Source organism: Stenotrophomonas maltophilia (assembly GCF_002799245.1).
Classification (GTDB): Bacteria; Pseudomonadota; Gammaproteobacteria; order Xanthomonadales; family Xanthomonadaceae; genus Stenotrophomonas; species Stenotrophomonas maltophilia_S.
In genome coordinates this window covers 62,839-78,220 of record NZ_NEQV01000004.1, presented here as the reverse complement: position 1 = coordinate 78,220, position 15,382 = coordinate 62,839, and the positions used below count along the sequence as shown (strand labels likewise).

The 15,382-nt window shown below is 62.7% G+C and carries 16 protein-coding genes and 1 pseudogene; 1 reads left to right on the top strand and 16 read right to left on the bottom strand.

What is annotated here, in order from left to right; all coding sequences use genetic code 11:
• Nucleotides 1-442: 442 nt before the first annotated feature.
• From B9Y64_RS12630 to B9Y64_RS12615, 4 genes are all read right to left on the bottom strand, one after another.
• Nucleotides 443-910 carry an NIF family HAD-type phosphatase gene (locus tag B9Y64_RS12630; RefSeq protein WP_100441008.1) on the bottom strand — a complete coding sequence of 156 codons (468 nt, stop codon included), beginning with the start codon at nt 908-910 and terminating at the stop codon, nt 443-445.
• Between the two features lie 117 nt (nt 911-1,027).
• Entirely contained in the window at nt 1,028-1,816 is a 789-nt protein-coding gene (locus tag B9Y64_RS12625) for a hypothetical protein (protein WP_224119313.1), read from the bottom strand.
• 298 nt (nt 1,817-2,114) lie between these two features.
• Nucleotides 2,115-3,206: a PA0069 family radical SAM protein gene (locus tag B9Y64_RS12620; RefSeq protein WP_100441006.1), complete on the bottom strand. Its 1,092-nt coding sequence runs from the start codon at nt 3,204-3,206 to the stop codon at nt 2,115-2,117.
• 150 nt (nt 3,207-3,356) lie between these two features.
• A complete protein-coding gene (locus tag B9Y64_RS12615; RefSeq protein ID WP_049412845.1) occupies nt 3,357-3,692 on the bottom strand; it encodes a hypothetical protein in 336 nt (111 codons plus the stop codon).
• An 80-nt stretch (nt 3,693-3,772) separates the two neighbouring features.
• Here B9Y64_RS12615 and B9Y64_RS12610 point away from each other — a divergent pair, with 80 nt between their 5' ends.
• Complete coding sequence (locus tag B9Y64_RS12610) at nt 3,773-3,997, top strand: helix-turn-helix domain-containing protein (RefSeq protein WP_049412847.1); 225 nt, start codon at nt 3,773-3,775, stop codon at nt 3,995-3,997.
• A gap of 155 nt (nt 3,998-4,152) precedes the next feature.
• On the opposite strand, the pseudogene B9Y64_RS12605 reads toward B9Y64_RS12610, so the two are convergent.
• The 12 genes and pseudogenes from B9Y64_RS12605 to gyrB form a co-directional block, all read right to left on the bottom strand.
• Nucleotides 4,153-4,389: pseudogene (locus B9Y64_RS12605) on the bottom strand (PA0069 family radical SAM protein); the annotation flags it as partial.
• Between the two features lie 145 nt (nt 4,390-4,534).
• A complete protein-coding gene (locus B9Y64_RS12600) occupies nt 4,535-5,278 on the bottom strand; it encodes a pyridoxine 5'-phosphate synthase (RefSeq protein ID WP_100441004.1) in 744 nt (247 codons plus the stop codon).
• A gap of 9 nt (nt 5,279-5,287) precedes the next feature.
• Entirely contained in the window at nt 5,288-5,557 is a 270-nt protein-coding gene (locus B9Y64_RS12595; protein ID WP_100441003.1) for a hypothetical protein, read from the bottom strand.
• Between the two features lie 40 nt (nt 5,558-5,597).
• Nucleotides 5,598-7,058, bottom strand: a complete 1,461-nt coding sequence (cls, locus tag B9Y64_RS12590) for a cardiolipin synthase (protein WP_042358375.1) — start codon at nt 7,056-7,058, stop codon at nt 5,598-5,600.
• 159 nt (nt 7,059-7,217) lie between these two features.
• Nucleotides 7,218-7,631: an ExbD/TolR family protein gene (locus tag B9Y64_RS12585; RefSeq protein ID WP_005411740.1), complete on the bottom strand. Its 414-nt coding sequence runs from the start codon at nt 7,629-7,631 to the stop codon at nt 7,218-7,220.
• Nucleotides 7,632-7,634: 3 nt separating this feature from the next.
• Nucleotides 7,635-8,060, bottom strand: coding sequence for an ExbD/TolR family protein (locus B9Y64_RS12580; protein WP_005421196.1), 426 nt, complete (start codon nt 8,058-8,060; stop codon nt 7,635-7,637).
• A 61-nt stretch (nt 8,061-8,121) separates the two neighbouring features.
• Nucleotides 8,122-8,883 carry a TonB-system energizer ExbB gene (exbB, locus tag B9Y64_RS12575; protein WP_005411738.1) on the bottom strand — a complete coding sequence of 254 codons (762 nt, stop codon included), beginning with the start codon at nt 8,881-8,883 and terminating at the stop codon, nt 8,122-8,124.
• 94 nt (nt 8,884-8,977) lie between these two features.
• Nucleotides 8,978-9,646, bottom strand: coding sequence for an energy transducer TonB (locus tag B9Y64_RS12570; protein ID WP_008265902.1), 669 nt, complete (start codon nt 9,644-9,646; stop codon nt 8,978-8,980).
• Nucleotides 9,647-9,789: 143 nt separating this feature from the next.
• A complete protein-coding gene (locus B9Y64_RS12565; RefSeq protein WP_014035419.1) occupies nt 9,790-10,983 on the bottom strand; it encodes a tetratricopeptide repeat protein in 1,194 nt (397 codons plus the stop codon).
• Between the two features lie 132 nt (nt 10,984-11,115).
• Entirely contained in the window at nt 11,116-11,922 is an 807-nt protein-coding gene (locus tag B9Y64_RS12560) for a M48 family metallopeptidase (RefSeq protein WP_100441002.1), read from the bottom strand.
• Between the two features lie 71 nt (nt 11,923-11,993).
• Nucleotides 11,994-12,842 carry a CPBP family intramembrane glutamic endopeptidase gene (locus B9Y64_RS12555; RefSeq protein ID WP_100441001.1) on the bottom strand — a complete coding sequence of 283 codons (849 nt, stop codon included), beginning with the start codon at nt 12,840-12,842 and terminating at the stop codon, nt 11,994-11,996.
• 67 nt (nt 12,843-12,909) lie between these two features.
• The gene (gene gyrB / locus B9Y64_RS12550) at nt 12,910-15,369 is read right to left on the bottom strand and encodes a DNA topoisomerase (ATP-hydrolyzing) subunit B (RefSeq protein ID WP_100441000.1); all 2,460 of its coding nucleotides are present in this window, start codon (nt 15,367-15,369) and stop codon (nt 12,910-12,912) included.
• Nucleotides 15,370-15,382 lie beyond the last annotated feature (13 nt).

The following is a 15,382-nucleotide window of genomic DNA, read 5'->3' as shown; positions in this document are numbered from 1 at the left end:
AAAGCCCAGCGGATTCGGTCATCGCGTACTCGAGATTTTCGCTTTCGCTACCAACTTGGGGGTCCGCTTGACCCTGCAGTCGATAGCACGCGGTCTATGGCTACCGAAGCGCGCTGGCAGTGAGTTGGCATGAGCAGATCGGAGACGACGCGCCTGCTACTGCGCATCCTTCGGCGAATCGTATCGGCTGGAACGACGTGTGCGTGCGGCGCTTCCACATTAGTTTCTGACGGCGCAGATAGGGGTGCCGTAGAAGGCCTGCAGCACCTCCACTGAGAGCGGCCTCTCGATTGCCGTCTCCGGCGTCTCCAAGACGAACCCTATGGAAGACCTACTTGAGGCTTGTTCGCATGGTGGTCCGTATCTGTTCCATTTTTGGAAGAGAACCATCCGTACATGTGTGCTCTTGCGAAGCGCCATCGAGACGACGCTGTCATTGAAGCTAGCCTTCGGTCCTGCGGGCCGGGTTGAATGCACTCTCCAGTTGCATGATGCGATCAGTCAGGCGTGCAGTTGCGATCTGCAACCCGTCGTCGTCCGCCGAGTACGGAGAGCCAAACAACGGTATCTCAACCCATAGGCTCTCTTGGCCGTCATGCACGTATGGGCCGTGGTCATCCAGCAGAAGGGCGTCGCCCAAGTGGGGGGAGACATAGGAGAGATCCTTTGTCTTTCCAGACCAATGGATGTAGCGAAGTCCGGAAAACCATACCGGTACACTGCCTTCCGTAGCCAGCAGTCCCGCAATGCTTCGGGCGAGTGCTTCGGGAACCGTGGTGAACAGCACAAGTTCCTCGAACTGAGATCGGACGTCCTCAAGGAACCTATATAGGCCTGGGCGAGGGATCTGACTGACTGCGTTCGAGATGAGCGTACCTTCGAGGTCCAACGCCAGGATGGTTGGCTTCATAAGGAGTTCCTGTTGGGATCTTTCGACCCAGAGTAATCGTGTCGTTAGGTGACTGCCTACTGCGTAGAGCGAATTATGCTGGTTCGGTTTACGCATCCTGGAGCATTCCGCGACCACTCACTTCCGCTGGATTGCTTCTGAGACTTCTATAGCCCAACGAGAGGTGTGGATAATCCGGGCCTCCTGTAGCTGCTCTTGGAGGATCTGGCGCTTGGTGAGCTGAGACACCTCCTCCCATTCGTTCCTGAAGATGTAGGTGGCGTTGCCTGTCTCCGGGCTCTCGAACACGTACCGACTCTTTCGCGTGAACCCGAAGACGATGTACTCACTGAAACCGCCTAGTCCTACTGCCATAAAGTCTGGCTCGTGACGAGTGATGGTCCGGATGCGCTGTCTAGCGGCTGCGCGATCGCTTTCGGTAAGCTGCTCCAGATAGTTATCCAGCACCTGCATCGCTCGATCGAACGGGAACTTCCCAGGAGGAAGAATGCGCCAGGTGACCTTCTCGACCCTGACTGGCACCGCAAGGTTCGGGTCAACGATTTCAAAGTGTGGGAAGCATTCCAGGTAGAGGTTGAGGAGATTTGCAATGCTCTCTTCTGGCTCCGTCCGATCAATGATCCTCGTAGCCATTGCGATACCACCGTCTGTCTCCACGGCGGTGAGGAATTCACCAGGTGGTGCAATGTGTTCCCGGGGATAGGTTTCGTAAGATCTCGTCTGAGTGCCGTGGTGGGTTTGCCCGTGCCAGTCCTTCCACGACGTGTTGATCGATCGAGACTTGGTGATCATCGGAAGGTCCTTTCTGACGATCTCTTTGCCCCGGGCATTGAAGAACGTCGCGGGTCCTTCGGCGCTTGGCACAATGGAAGCACCCGCTAGCGGAACGCCGTCAAATCCCAGCATCGCCGCCTGGTCCTCTGTGAGTGGGCTGCTAAGGAGACGAAATTGTGGCAATCGCTCAATCGTACTTCGGTAGACTGATAAACCTCTCACTTGCTTGGGCATACGCTAGTCCTTGTCATGAGGAAGCGGGATAACCAAATACGTTTAGAGAGCCGTCTGAGCTTACTACGCAGGAAGGGCTAGTTCAGTTTCGGGGAGATGGTATCAGCACTCGGGAGCCTGTTACTCCTTGTCCCTGTAAGCACCGCTCCGACTGGATCCTTCGCTCGTAACTGCTGCTACCACGCTTTCCGTCTGGTTAGAAAAGTTGACCTTGTGGCGACTTCTCCTGGGGAGGTTGAAACAGATGAGTGGCTAGTGCAGGCAGCCTTGTGAAACCGAGCTCACGATACTTTTTTTCAAATCGCTTACGGATCAAGTCCGCCACCGGTCCAGTTCCGGACATTCTGGTGCCGAAGCTGGCGTCGTACTCCTTCCCGCCATGCATCTGTCGCATCAAGCTAAGCACGTGCGCGGCCCGATCAGGGTAGTGCAGCTCGAGCCATTCTCTCCAGATCTCTTTGATCTCGTTAGGTAACCGGAGAAGCACGTAGCCAGCGGCCCGGGCACCGTGTTCGTGAGCGGCCTGAAGGATAGCTTCTAGGTCATGGTCCGTGATCATGGGTATGACAGGCGCGATCAGTACCCCAACCGGGACCCCTGCATCGTGCAGCTGATTCATTGCTCGCAGCCTGGCGTGGGGAGCGGCAGCTCGCGGTTCCAGCTTTGCCGATAGCTTCCTGTCGAGCGTAGTGACCGAGAAGTAGACCGTAACCAACCTGTCCTTGGCCATCGACGCCAGCAGTTCGATGTCCTTGGTGATCAGCGCGCTCTTGGTGACGAAGCTCACCGGATGCTTGGCATCAGCAAGCACCTCAAGGCATTGGCGTGTAATTTGGTAGTTCCTTTCAATCGGCTGATAGCCGTCTGTGTTTATTCCCAGAGCAATTGGGGCGCACTTGTAGTTCGACTTGCTAATTTCCGCTCTGAGCCGCTCCGGGGCATTCGTCTTTGCAAATAGGCGCGTCTCGAAGTCCAAGCCCGGTGAAAGGCTCAAGTAGGAATGGGAGGGGCGGGCAAAGCAGTAAACGCACCCATGCTCGCAGCCGCGGTACGGATTTACCGACGCGCTGAAGCCAACGTCGGGGGATGTGTTGCGGCTGATCACCGTTCGCGCTCGCTCTTCCTGTACCTGAGTTCTCAACTGCGGCGCGTCTTCCATCTCCTGGTAGACCGATTCCCAGCCATCGTCGATTCCCACTGTTGCAGTGGTATCGAAACGGCTCGCGACACGCGATGCTGCCCCTCTACCTTTGAGGGGAACTTGGGCCTTTCGAGCATCCTGTTCCATGGCAACAACTTGGGAAGATTAGGTTGTTAGTATTATTGCTAACCACAACCACCGCAACACCCTGGAATTCAGCTAGCTGTAGGCCATTGGGTAATCTGGCGAGAAAGTTTTACCCAAACTTATCCACAACTTCGGCTTGTGCAGTCTTTGTCAGCTACGTTGGCCGTGGAGCGCTTTGGCTTCGGCCAAGAAGGTTTGCATCAATGCACGCGATCGACGTGTTGCTGCAGGCAGTTGAATACCCAACTGCGCGCAGAGCGAAGTCGCGTACGCCATCTGTGCACCCGTGGGTGGCTTGATGTCCCAATCTGTGAGTTGCGGGATGAGCTTTGACAGCTCTTCTGCCAAGCGGCATTCGAAGCCCCTGGCTTGCCCTTCCTCCTCCTGCATCCGACGCACCTGCATTGCAACTTGCTCCCTGCCCATGGGCGAGAAGGGAACCTCAAGCGTGAACTCCAGTTCCGGACATACGAGGTAAAAGTTCATGAGATGGGCAATTAGTACTTATAAGTAGACTACCTTTAGAGGCGTAGTCTTTAAAGTACCGGGACCACAAGCTGCTTCGTATGGTCGAGCATACGAATCAAGCGAAACTTGCAGATGTGATCCGCGCGCATCGTATTGCTCTGGGTGTCAGCCAGGAAGTCTTTGCTGACCACATCGAAATGCACCGCGCCTACTACAGCAAGATCGAACGTGGCGAAAAGAACGTCACTCTCGCTACCTTGGAGCGCGTGGCTGATGGTCTGGGCACGTCGATGTCAGCCTTGCTACGCGCCGCAGGTCTCTAACTTTCTTCGCAGCTAAAAAGCGAGGGCCAGCTCGTCCGAGAGGGGCGAGCTCGCCGTTGCTGCGCGCGCTCCTGCCAAGCCGATGTGTTTACTGATACTCCGCTAAACTATTGATCTATATCCATTTGTCTGGTGAACAATCAGGGGGTATTGATACCATGCTCGCAACCGCGATACGGATTCACCGACTGGCTGAAGCCGACGTCCGGCGAATTGTTGCGGGTGATGATGCTGCGGGCGGTTTCGGCGCGCACCTCGGTGCGCAGGCGCGGGGCGAGGAATTCTTCGCTCTCGTCGACCGCCCAGCCGTCGTCCACCGCCTCGCTGACGGTGCTTTCAAAGCGCCCGGCAAGGTGGGACGTGGAACCTCGGCCCTTGATCGCAATACCCATTGCGGCAGCGTACGTCGCGGCCGTCTCAATGGCTGCGACGGCCACCTGAAGGGTTGAGGGCGAGGCTGAGCCGAGCATGGGCTCAGCTCTACAAGGCCCCCGTATCCACTGTGGAGCCGAGGCCACGCTCGGCTGTATCAAGCGGTCACAGCAGAGCCAGATAGCCCCGCACCGTGGCATCCAGCCCGTCATACAGCGCCTCGCCGATCAGCGCATGACCGATCGAAACCTCCAGCACCTCCGGCACGTGGGCCAGGAAATCGCGCAGGTTGTCCTGCGACAGGTCGTGTCCCGCGTTGACGCCCAGGCCCACCGCCTGCGCACGCCGCGCGGCGGTGGCGAACAGCGCCAGCATCGCCTCGGCATCGCCAGCCGCATGCGCTTCCGCGTACGGGCCGGTGTACAACTCGATGCGGTCGGCACCGACCTCGGCTGCCTGCTCCAGCAGCGGGTTGCCCGCGTCGACGAACAGGCTGACCCGGCACCCCATGGCCTTCAGTGCTGCCACCAGCGGACGCAGGCGCTCGGCATCCCGCTCGAAGTCGAATCCATGGTCCGAGGTGATCTGGCCGTCGCCGTCGGGCACCAGGGTGGCCTGCGCCGGACGGGTCTGTTCGCACAGCGGCAGCAGCCCCGGGTAACCCTCGCGCGGCGGCGCGAACGGATTGCCTTCGATGTTGAATTCAACGCCACGCGCGCGGGTCAGCGTGGACAGGGCCAGCACGTCCTCGGCGGTGATGTGGCGGCGGTCAGGCCGCGGATGCACGGTGATGCCATGTGCACCGGCATCCAGGCAGGCCTGGGCGGCACGCACCACGTCCGGTTCGGCGCCGCCACGCGAGTTGCGCAGGACGGCGATCTTGTTGACGTTGACGCTGAGCTGGGTCATGGAACGGAACTACTTGGAAAGAGGGGATGGGTCGTGGTCGTTATGGTTGTCACCGCGGCGGGCCTGGGCCTGTTCGCGCAGGCGGCGCAGTTCCTCGGCATCGATCAGGGTGGCCGGGTCGCGCTGCAGGTCACCGAAACGGGCCACGTAGCGGCCGCGTACCCAGGCCAGCAGGAAGGCGAGGGCAGCCAGCAGGCACAGGGTCATCAACCCCGCGCTGGGGGTCTTCAGCGCAAAGGCAAAGCAGCCCAGCGCCAGCAGCAGGTACAACCAGTACATAGTCGGGCTCCCCGGATGATCGCCGCAGTGTAGCGCTGCCTCAGAGCAGCGGCGAGGCCAGCCGGGCGAAGGCCTCGGGCAGGCGGTGCAGCCACAGCGAGCGCCCGGCCTGGTCGTGCACCCGGGTGGCGCGGTCGAATTCGCCCTGCAGCAGCTCGGCCAGGGCCGCCACGCGGTCACGGTCGCTGATCATCATCGACAGCTCGAAGTTCAGGCGGAAGCTGCGGTGGTCGAAGTTGGCACTGCCGACAATGCAGACGTCGTCATCGGCGATGAACGCCTTGGTATGCAGCATGCGCGGGCCGTACTCGTAGATCTTCACGCCGGCATGCAGCAGCTCGTCGAAGTAGGAGCGTGCGGCCTGGGTGACGAACCAGGAATCGCTCATCTTCGGTACCAGCAGGCGCACATCCAGGCCGCCCAGTGCGGCCGAGGTCAGCGCCATCCGCGCTGCTTCGCCCGGCACGAAATAGGGCGTGACCAGCCATACCCGCTCGTGCGCTTCCTGGATCGCGGCCACATGCAGCCGGTGGATGGTCTCCCAGCCCGAGTCGGGGCCGGACACCAGCACCTGCGCACTGATCGGTCCGTCCGCGCGCAGCGGCATGTCGGCCGGCCACAGCCGGGCGATGTCGAAACGGGAGTGGTCCTGGCCACTGGCGTAGAGCCAGTCCTCGGCGAACACCAGCTGCAGGCTGCGCACCACATGGCCGCGGATGCGCATGTGCAGGTCGCGGTAGGCGTCGGGCCGGCGGCTCTCGTCTTCCTCGTCGGTGATGTTGATGCCACCGGTAAAGGCGAGGCGACCGTCGACGATCACCAGCTTGCGGTGGGTGCGCAGGTTCAACCACGGGCGCTTGAACGGCTTCAGCAGCTGCCGCGGATGGAACCAGATGGCCTCACCGCCGGCGTCCAGCAACGGCTGCAGGAAGCGGCGGGGCAGGGCGGAAGAGCCGACCGCATCCAGCAGCAGGCGCACCTGCACACCGGCCTGCGCGCGTTCGACCAGCGCATCGCGCAGGGCGGTACCGGCATGGTCGGGATTGAAGATGTAGTACTCCAGGTGCACGTGGTCGCGCGCCTGCGCGATGGCGTCGAGCAGCGCGGCATAGGTGGCCGCGCCGTCCACCAGCCAGGTCACCTCGGTGGCACTGCTTGGCGCCAGTCCGGTGGTGGCCTGGGCAACCTTGGCCAGCTCGGTGCAGTCCGAATCCGGCGGGCAGACATCGCTGTAGTGCTCCATGCCCGAGCGTGCACGGCCACGGCGCAGACGCTGCCGCTTCACCTTCTGCGGGCCCAGCAGGTAGTAGATGAAGAGCCCGAGGTAGGGGAGCAGCGCCAATGAAAGGATCCAGCTCAGCGTGGCCACCGGCTCGCGCTTCTGCAGCATGATCCAGCCCGCCAGCGCGAACAGGTACAGCAGGTAGGCCACCGCCAGGATCGTGCCGAGGTGGGCGATGCCGTCGAGCCAGTGGCGCAGGGAGTCGAAGAGGGCGAGCATCCGCCGATCATAGCGGCGCATGCTGCCTGTTGGGGTCAGATCCCTTTTCCGCAGGAAAAGGGATCTGACCCCGACTGCATTCCACAGACGAAAAAAAGACGCCCCTGTCTCCAGGGGCGTCTGCAGTCGCGTCATGACTGTTGTATTGCGGTGTCGCGTTTACTGCTGCACAAAACCGATCTTCTTCATCTGAGCATTCTTCGCGGCGGCCAGAACCTTGGCCATCACGTCGTACTCGGAATCCGGGCTGGCGTCGATGCGCAGTTCCGGCTGGTTGGTCGGGTCACGCTGGACCTCCTGCTCCATCCGCTGCTGCAGCTCGCTGGTATTGATCGGGCTGTTGTTCCACGAGACCTGGTTGCTGGCGTCGATCTTCAGTTCGATCGGCGGCGGCGGTTCGACCAGCTGCGGCGGTGGGTTGAGCACGCGCTGCGGCAGGTCCACGGCGATCGGGTACGTCATGATCGGCGCGGTCACGATGAAGATGATCAGCAGAACCAGCATCACGTCCACGAGGGGCGTGACGTTGATGTCTGCCATGGGGCCCTTGCCACCACCACTACTGAATGCCATGGCTTATTGCCCCTTTTCTTTGGTCGCAACGAAGCCGACGTCCAGCATGCCCTGTTCCTGCGCGACCTTGGTCAGGTCGTTGATGACGCGCATCTTGGTGGTGCGGTCACCACGCAGGTTCAGCGGCGGCTGCGGGGTCTGCTGTGCGGCGGTCGCCAAGCGGGACTCGAGAGTCTGCTTGTTGATTTCTTCGTCGTTCCAGTAGATCGAGCCGTCTTCCTTGACTGCCAGCGTGATCGGGTTCGGACGCTTTTCAGCATCTTCCGGCTTCTGGATCAGGTTGGCTTCCGGCAGATCCACCTTGACCTTGTGGGACATCAGGGGCGCCGTGATGATGAAGATGATCAGCAGCACCAGCATCACGTCCACGAGGGGCGTAACGTTGATGTCGGCCATGGGGCCGCCGCTGTTACCACTACTGAAAGCCATAACGGGCTCCGTCTAGATCTTGGTGACTACTTACTTCGTCGCTGGGTGACGCGCGCCGCAATTAGCGGACGCGCGAACCGGTGGCGAAGAAGTCGTGCAGGTCGTGCGCGAAGGTATCGAACTTGCTGATGGTCGCGCTGTTGATCTTGCTGAAGAAGTTGAAGGCGAACACGGCCGGGATCGCGACGAACAGACCGATCGCGGTCATGATCAGCGCTTCACCCACCGGGCCGGCAACGGCGTCGATCGAAGCGGAGCCGGTGGCACCGATCTTGATCAGCGCGCCGTAGATGCCCCACACGGTACCCAGCAGACCGACGAACGGAGCGGTCGCGCCGACGGTGGCCAGCAGGGTCATGCCCGACTGCAGCTTGTTGCTTTCGCGGGTGACGGCCTGACGCAGAGCGCGGTCGACGAACTCCGAACGGCTCAGGTTCTCACCGACGCCGCCGGTAGCACCGCCTTCAGCGCGCTGGTGGTGGGCAGCTGCCTGGGCAGCGTCCAGGGCGATCTTCGAGAACGGCTCCGAAGCCGGCTGTTCTTCCATCGCACGGATGGCGTCCTGCGCGTTCGGGGTGTCCCAGAACAGGCTGACGACGCGATCAGCGGCGCTCTTCAGGCGGGTGGCACGGAAGATGTTGATGACGGTCCAGTACCAGGACATGGCCGACATGGCGATCAGGGTCAGCAGCACGACCCAGGAAACCGCGAAATCACCCGGCTTGGTGGTCATTTCGTGGATCAGGTGCTCGAAGCCCATCTGCGACAGGGCGTTGGACGGATTGCCCCCGGCAGCAGCGGCGATGAAAATTTCCTGCAGCATGACGCTTACCTTTGTTGTGTGTGGTGATAAAGGGTGTAGCTAAGCTAAACAATCGAACTGGGAGCGGGGGTGGCCAGGCGGCCACCCGGGCGCATCAGTTCAGCGCAAAGTTGACCGGGACGCGAACGCGACCTGCCGCCTTCTTACCGCCAGATTCAGCGGCGTTGAAGCGCCACTTGCGAGCCGCTTCCATCGCAGCACGGTCCAGGTCGCGGTTACGGCTGGACTTTTCCACCGTGACATTGGTGACGTTGCCGCTGGCATCGACATCAATGATCAGGATCACTTCGCCCTGGATACCAGCGCGGAAGGCTGCCGGCGGGTAGCGCGGCGGATTCATGGCCTTCGACGAGATGTCCACGCTGGCCTCGATCGAGGTCGGCGGAGCCGGCGGCGACGGGGGCGACGGCGGGGTGACGATATCGTTCGGGCGCGGTTCCGGCACGTCCACGACCGGCGCCTGCGGCGGCGGCGGGACCGGCGACGGCTTCGGCGGCGACAGATTCTTCACCGGCGGCGGCGGAGTATCGGTCGGCGGCGGCGGCGGCGGCGGCGGGGGCGGCGGCGGCGGTGCGTCGACGATGGTCACCATGACGTTACGCTCCTTCTCAGCCACGGCCTTGGGGGCCACGGCGGGGATCAGGAGCATCATGAAGGCGGCCAGATGCAGGGCGATTACAAACGCGATGCCGACGATGCGAGGCCAGCTCAGCCCCTTGTCATCGGGTTGTTCGTACCGGTGAACGACTAGTTGTTCCGTCATGCGCCAAGAGCTCAATAGTGGGGCCGGAATCCCGGGGGCGGGATCCCTGATCAGCGGTGCATGACACCGCAGGAACCTCCAAGCTTATACCAATCCTGAGCGCCTGCGCATCAACTGAGCAGGCATTCAGGCGTTATTCCTACTTACTTCAGGTTGATGATTTTTTTGGCATCAGCCTGGTTCTTCACGCCCTTCGCCAGCGCCTGCTGGGCGGCCTGCTTGGCCTCGGGGACGCGACCTTCGGCATGCAGGACGCGTGCCAGGTTCAGGTAGGTCTCACCGTCCTTGGAGAGCGGGGCGGCCTTCTGCCACGCATCGATCGCCTGCGGCACCTGGTCGGAGTAGTAGTAGGACTGGGCCAGCGCCAGGTAGACCTGGTAGTCCGGCTTCAGGATGCCCTTCTGCAACCCTTCGTTGATGACCGCGATGACGTCCTTTTCCTTGTTCTCGGTGTTGGCATAGATCGAGTACAGCTGCTTGTACTCGCGCTCTTCGGTGAGCTGGCCGCTGCTGCGCAGCTTGTCCATCACCGCGGCGGCCTTCGGCATCTGGTCAGCCTGCATGTACATGTTGGCCAGGTTCAGCTGGGCCTTCTTGTCCGTCGGGTTCTTGGCCGCCAGGGCTTCTGCGGCCTGCACGGCCTCACCGGTCTGGCCGGCTTCGGACAGGGCCGCCATCAGCAGCTGGTTCCAGTTGTCCTTCGGCTCGGCGGCGCCGGCGATGGCCTGCTTCAGCACCGGGATCGCTTCCTGGTAGCGCTCCAGCTGGTACAGGGCCTGGCCCTTGGCGATCAGCTCTTCCGGCTTGGTCGACTTGCTCTCGGCGAAGTACTTGTCCAGGGTGGCCAGGCCTTCGGCGGTCTTGTCTTCCTGCAGCTGCAGCTGGCCCAGCATCAGCATCGACTGGAAGTGCCCGTTGTTGTCCAGGCCGTTGAACTGGATCACCTGCTTCAGGTACGCGATCGCGCCCGGCACGTCATCGGTCTGGTAGGCGGCCTGCGAGGCAAGCTGCGCGGCCAGCGACTTGTCGTACTCGTTGGAAGCGCTGTCGGCCAGGATCGCGTCGGCCTGCTCGCGCGTTTCCGGGAACTTTTCCTTGTTGTAGCTGTCAATCATTTTCTGCAGCTTGCTGCCCATCTTGGCCGAGGCCTTGGCGGTCGGCTCCTGGCGGGTCGCATTCGGGTACAGCGGTTCGGCCTTGGCCTGCTTGCTGCTGCCACCGCGGCTGCCACGGTCGGAGGAACGCGAGGACTGCGCGAAGGCATCGGTGACCACGGCGCCGGTCAGGGCGGTCGCGACGAGGACGGAAAGCACAGCTTTGTGGTTACGGAAAATCATCGTTCACCTCGATCGAACCGCCGGATAGCGGCAAAGTCGGACTGTCAGAAAAATCTGAGCCGCCAAACGTATCAGAAACAGATGGCGTGAGAAATCGTTTTATGTGCTGCAATACAGCATAGAACTGCGCACTCATCCGCACTTTGGCCGCAGCCCGGCCGCCTGGGCCTGCTGATAGACCGGCGTCAGGCCCGGTGCATCGCGTCGCAGCTCCTGGATCCGGTTGGCCGGATCGGGGTGGGTGGACAGCCATTGCGGGCTGCGGCCGCCGCTGGCGGCCATCATGTTCTGCCACAGGTCCACGGCCTGGGCCGGATTGAATCCGGCCTGCGCCATCAGTCGCTGGCCGATGACGTCGGCCTCGCTTTCCTGGGTCCGCGAGCCCGGCAGCAGGAAGGCCGTCTGCGCGCCCATGCCGCCCAGCTGGTTGACCGTACTGGCGGCACCATCGCCATAGGCGGCACCGGCCAGCGCGCCCAGCACGGCCAGGCCGGTCTGCGCGCCCATCTGCCGGGTGATGCGTTCTTCATGGTGACGCGCGATGACATGACCGATCTCATGGCCGATCACGGCAGCCAACTGGTCCTGGTTCTTGGCGACGGTGAAGATGCCGGTGTTCACACCCACTTTGCCGCCTGGCAGGGCAAAGGCGTTGGGTTCCTTGTCGACAAATACCGCGGTCTCCCACCGTACGCCACGGTACTGAGGTGGCAACTGTGCGACCAGGGCGTTGACCACGCACTGCACATAGCCGTTCTGGCGGCCATCAGTGCTGATCTTCTCCTTCTGCTTGGTCTCGGCGAACGCCTGCGCACCCAGTTGGTCCAGCTGTGCCTGCGACACGCCGCCGACCATCTGCCGACGCCCGGTCGGCGACGTGGTCGTCGCGCAGGCGCTGAGCAGGGTGGTGATGACAAGGGCCAGCAGCAGTTGTTTCATGGGTCCACCCCCGTGTTCATATGTGCAGTGTGTAACGTAGCTGCTTAATCTTTCGTCAAGCGGACACGGCGTTACGTTGCGCCAAGAAACACCATGGCGGCAAGGGCGACAGCGTTGTTCAGGGCATGGGCGGTGATTGCGGCCCACAGCGTGCCGGTGCGGCGGTACAGCCAGCAGAAGGCGGCGCCCATGCCGCCGTAGACCAGCCACAACTGCGCCATGCCCAGCAGCGAATTCTTGCTCACACCGGGCACTTCGTGGACGAGGGCGAATGCCAGGCTGCTGAGGATGAGACCCAGCCAGGGGCGACCGGCCTGCCACAGGCGGCCGAACAGGACCCGGCGGAACAGCAGCTCTTCGTAGGCGGGAGCGAGGACGACCGCAAACAGCACCAGGAAAAGCGGGAAGCGCGCGATCGCGCTCTGCATCAGTTCCACGTTGGTGGGCACCGGCTCGATGCCGAACTGCTTGGAAAGGAAAGCGATGCCATTGCTGCCGAGTACGATCAGCGTGGCCACCAGCAGGGTCCAGCCCCATGTGGAAGGCCGTTGCAGCGCCTGTCGCGAAGCCAGGCGTTCGCCGGCGCTTGCCGGGCGTCGCCAGAAGTACAGCAGCAGCGCGGCGCCACCAGTGGCGACCAAGGCCATCAGGATCTGCGCCAGGGCACCGGGCTGCCCCACCACCGCGCCGACGGTGTCCGGTGTCAGTGCACCGCCATTGGCCTCGGCGTTGGCACGGCTGACCACGATCGCACGGTAGAGGCCCCAGAACAGACCGGTGACCATGCTCAGGCCGACCAGGGTGACCGCGGCGATGCCCAGGTCGATGAAGAAACCTGCCAACGGTGCCACGGCGCGCGGCGGGGTGGACGCCGGCGGAACCGGGGGCGGGGCGGCGGAGACCGGGGCGGATGCGGACATCAGGTACCTGCGTTCAAGGGACGAAGGCCGGTGCAGCTCCCCGCGCACCGGCCAGGTCCCGATTGTGTCAGATATCCAGGTTGGCGACCTTCAGCGCATTGTCTTCGATGAAGTCACGGCGCGGCTCAACGACATCGCCCATCAGGGTGCTGAAGATCTGGTCGGCAGCGACCGCGTCCTCGATACGTACCTGCAGCAGGCGACGGGTCTCCGGGTTCACCGTGGTATCCCACAACTGCTCCGGATTCATTTCACCCAGGCCCTTGAATCGCTGGATCTGGCGGCCGCGCTTGGCCTCCTCGAGCAGCCAGTTCTGCGCCTTGGCAAAGCTGTCGACTTCGATCGACTTGGCGCCGCGGGAAATCGTCGCGCCTTCGCGCACCAGGCCGTGCAGCAGCTTGGAGGCCTGATGGATCGCGCGCAGCTCGCCGCTTTCGAAAGCCGATAGCGGCAGCACCTGGATGTGCTGCTCGCCCATGTGCCGGCGCGTCACCAGCACGGCTGCGGCGCGCTCATCGTTGGCCTCCTGCAGTTCCAGGCTGAAACGTGGACTGCCCAGGCTGCCCTGGTTGAGGCGCTTGGCCAGCGCGTCCAGGCCTTCGCCCTCGCCGGCGCTGCGCAGGCTGTCCATGTCCATCGGCACGAAATCAACCAGCGCTTCGAGCAGGTTGCGGTCGTAGCGGTGCGCGTTGCGCTCGATCGAATCCAGCGCGGCGGCGTAGGTCAGCAGCAGCTTCTCCAGCGCCAGGCCTTCGATGCCCGGTTCGCCGGTGGCCGGCACCAGCGCGGCGTTTTCCACCGCACTGCTGGCCAGGTAGCTGTCCAGCGCCGGGTCGTCCTTCAGGTACAGCTCCTGCTTGCCCTGCTTGATCTTGTACAGCGGCGGCAGGCCGATGTAGACGTAACCGCGCTCGATCAGCTCCGGCATCTGACGGTAGAAGAACGTCAGCAGCAGGGTGCGGATGTGGGCGCCGTCGACGTCGGCGTCGGTCATGATGATGATCTTGTGGTAACGCAGCTTGTCCGGGTTGTACTCGTCACGGCCGATGCCGGTACCCAGCGCGGTGATCAGCGTACCGACCTGGTCGGAGGACAGCATGCGGTCGAAGCGTGCGCGTTCCACGTTGAGGATCTTGCCGCGCAGCGGCAGCACGGCCTGGTTCTTCCGGTTGCGGCCCTGCTTGGCCGAGCCACCTGCCGAGTCACCCTCGACGATGAACAGTTCGGACAGCGCCGGATCCTTTTCCTGGCAGTCGGCCAGCTTGCCCGGCAGGCCGGCGATGTCCAGCGCGCCCTTGCGGCGGGTCAGGTCGCGCGCCTTGCGTGCGGCTTCACGTGCACGCGCGGCATCGACGATCTTGCCGGCGATGGCCTTGGCTTCGTTCGGGTTTTCCTGCAGGAACTCCTCCAGGCGCGCACCGAAGGCGTTTTCCACCGCCGGGCGCACGTCGGAGCTGACCAGCTTTTCCTTGGTCTGGCTGGAGAAGCTGGGGTCCGGCACCTTCACCGACAGCACCGCGATCATGCCTTCGCGCATGTCGTCGCCGGTCAGGTTGATCTTGGCCTGCTTGGCGATGCCGTTCTGCTCGATGTAGTTGTTGAGCACACGGGTCAGCGCACCGCGGAAACCAGCAAGGTGGGTGCCGCCGTCCTTCTGCGGAATGTTGTTGGTGAAGCAGTACATCGTCTCCTGGTAGGAGTCGGTCCACTGCAACGCCACATCCACGACGATGCCGTTGTGCTCGCCGGTGACCGAGATGACGTTCGGGTGCAGCGGGGTCTTCAGCTGGGCCAGATGCTCCACGAAGCTGCGGATGCCGCCTTCGTAATGGAAGTCGTCGCGACGGCCATCGCCACGCTCGTCGGCGAGGACGATCTTGACGCCGGAGTTGAGGAACGACAGCTCGCGCAGGCGGCGGGCCAGGATGTCGTAGTGGAATTCCACGTTGTCGTGGAAGGCGACGGTCGACGGCCAGAAGCGCACGGTGGTGCCACGCTTGGTGGTGGCTTCCAGCTTGGCCAGTGCGGTCACGGCTGCGCCGTTGCTGAATTCCTGCTGGTAGTGGGAGCCGTTCTGGAACACGTCCACCAGCAGCTTCTGCGACAGCGCGTTGACCACGCTGACGCCGACGCCGTGCAGGCCGCCGGAAACCTTGTAGCTGTTGTCGTCGAACTTGCCGCCTGCATGCAGGACGGTCATCACCACTTCGGCAGCGGATACCTCGCGACCGAGCTTGGCGCTCATCTGCTCGTGCTTGCCGGTCGGGATGCCGCGACCATTGTCGGACACCGAGACCGAGCCGTCGGCGTGGATCGTCACCGCAACATGGTCGGCGTGGCCAGCCAGCGCTTCGTCGATCGAGTTGTCGACGACCTCGAACACCATGTGGTGCAGACCGGTACCGTCATGCACGTCACCGATGTACATGCCGGGACGCTTGCGGACAGCCTCGAGGCCTTCCAGGGCGGTGATGCTGTTGGCGTCGTAGTTGCCGTTGTTTGCCGGGGTGTTCTGTTCGTCGCTCATTGCGCTTGCCGTA

Bases quoted from the DNA above. Each gene is read 5' to 3' on its own strand.
- B9Y64_RS12630 (WP_100441008.1), bottom strand. From the start codon at position 910: ATGAAGCCAACCATCCTGGCGTTGGACCTCGAAGGTACGCTCATCTCG.
- B9Y64_RS12625 (WP_224119313.1), bottom strand. From the start codon at position 1,816: ATGCTGGGATTTGACGGCGTTCCGCTAGCGGGTGCTTCCATTGTGCCA.
- B9Y64_RS12620 (WP_100441006.1), bottom strand. From the start codon at position 3,206: ATGGAACAGGATGCTCGAAAGGCCCAAGTTCCCCTCAAAGGTAGAGGG.
- B9Y64_RS12615 (WP_049412845.1), bottom strand. From the start codon at position 3,692: ATGAACTTTTACCTCGTATGTCCGGAACTGGAGTTCACGCTTGAGGTT.
- B9Y64_RS12610 (WP_049412847.1), top strand. From the start codon at position 3,773: ATGGTCGAGCATACGAATCAAGCGAAACTTGCAGATGTGATCCGCGCG.
- B9Y64_RS12600 (WP_100441004.1), bottom strand. From the start codon at position 5,278: ATGACCCAGCTCAGCGTCAACGTCAACAAGATCGCCGTCCTGCGCAAC.
- B9Y64_RS12595 (WP_100441003.1), bottom strand. From the start codon at position 5,557: ATGTACTGGTTGTACCTGCTGCTGGCGCTGGGCTGCTTTGCCTTTGCG.
- cls (WP_042358375.1), bottom strand. From the start codon at position 7,058: ATGCTCGCCCTCTTCGACTCCCTGCGCCACTGGCTCGACGGCATCGCC.
- B9Y64_RS12585 (WP_005411740.1), bottom strand. From the start codon at position 7,631: ATGGCATTCAGTAGTGGTGGTGGCAAGGGCCCCATGGCAGACATCAAC.
- B9Y64_RS12580 (WP_005421196.1), bottom strand. From the start codon at position 8,060: ATGGCTTTCAGTAGTGGTAACAGCGGCGGCCCCATGGCCGACATCAAC.
- exbB (WP_005411738.1), bottom strand. From the start codon at position 8,883: ATGCTGCAGGAAATTTTCATCGCCGCTGCTGCCGGGGGCAATCCGTCC.
- B9Y64_RS12570 (WP_008265902.1), bottom strand. From the start codon at position 9,646: ATGACGGAACAACTAGTCGTTCACCGGTACGAACAACCCGATGACAAG.
- B9Y64_RS12565 (WP_014035419.1), bottom strand. From the start codon at position 10,983: ATGATTTTCCGTAACCACAAAGCTGTGCTTTCCGTCCTCGTCGCGACC.
- B9Y64_RS12560 (WP_100441002.1), bottom strand. From the start codon at position 11,922: ATGAAACAACTGCTGCTGGCCCTTGTCATCACCACCCTGCTCAGCGCC.
- B9Y64_RS12555 (WP_100441001.1), bottom strand. From the start codon at position 12,842: ATGTCCGCATCCGCCCCGGTCTCCGCCGCCCCGCCCCCGGTTCCGCCG.
- gyrB (WP_100441000.1), bottom strand. From the start codon at position 15,369: ATGAGCGACGAACAGAACACCCCGGCAAACAACGGCAACTACGACGCC.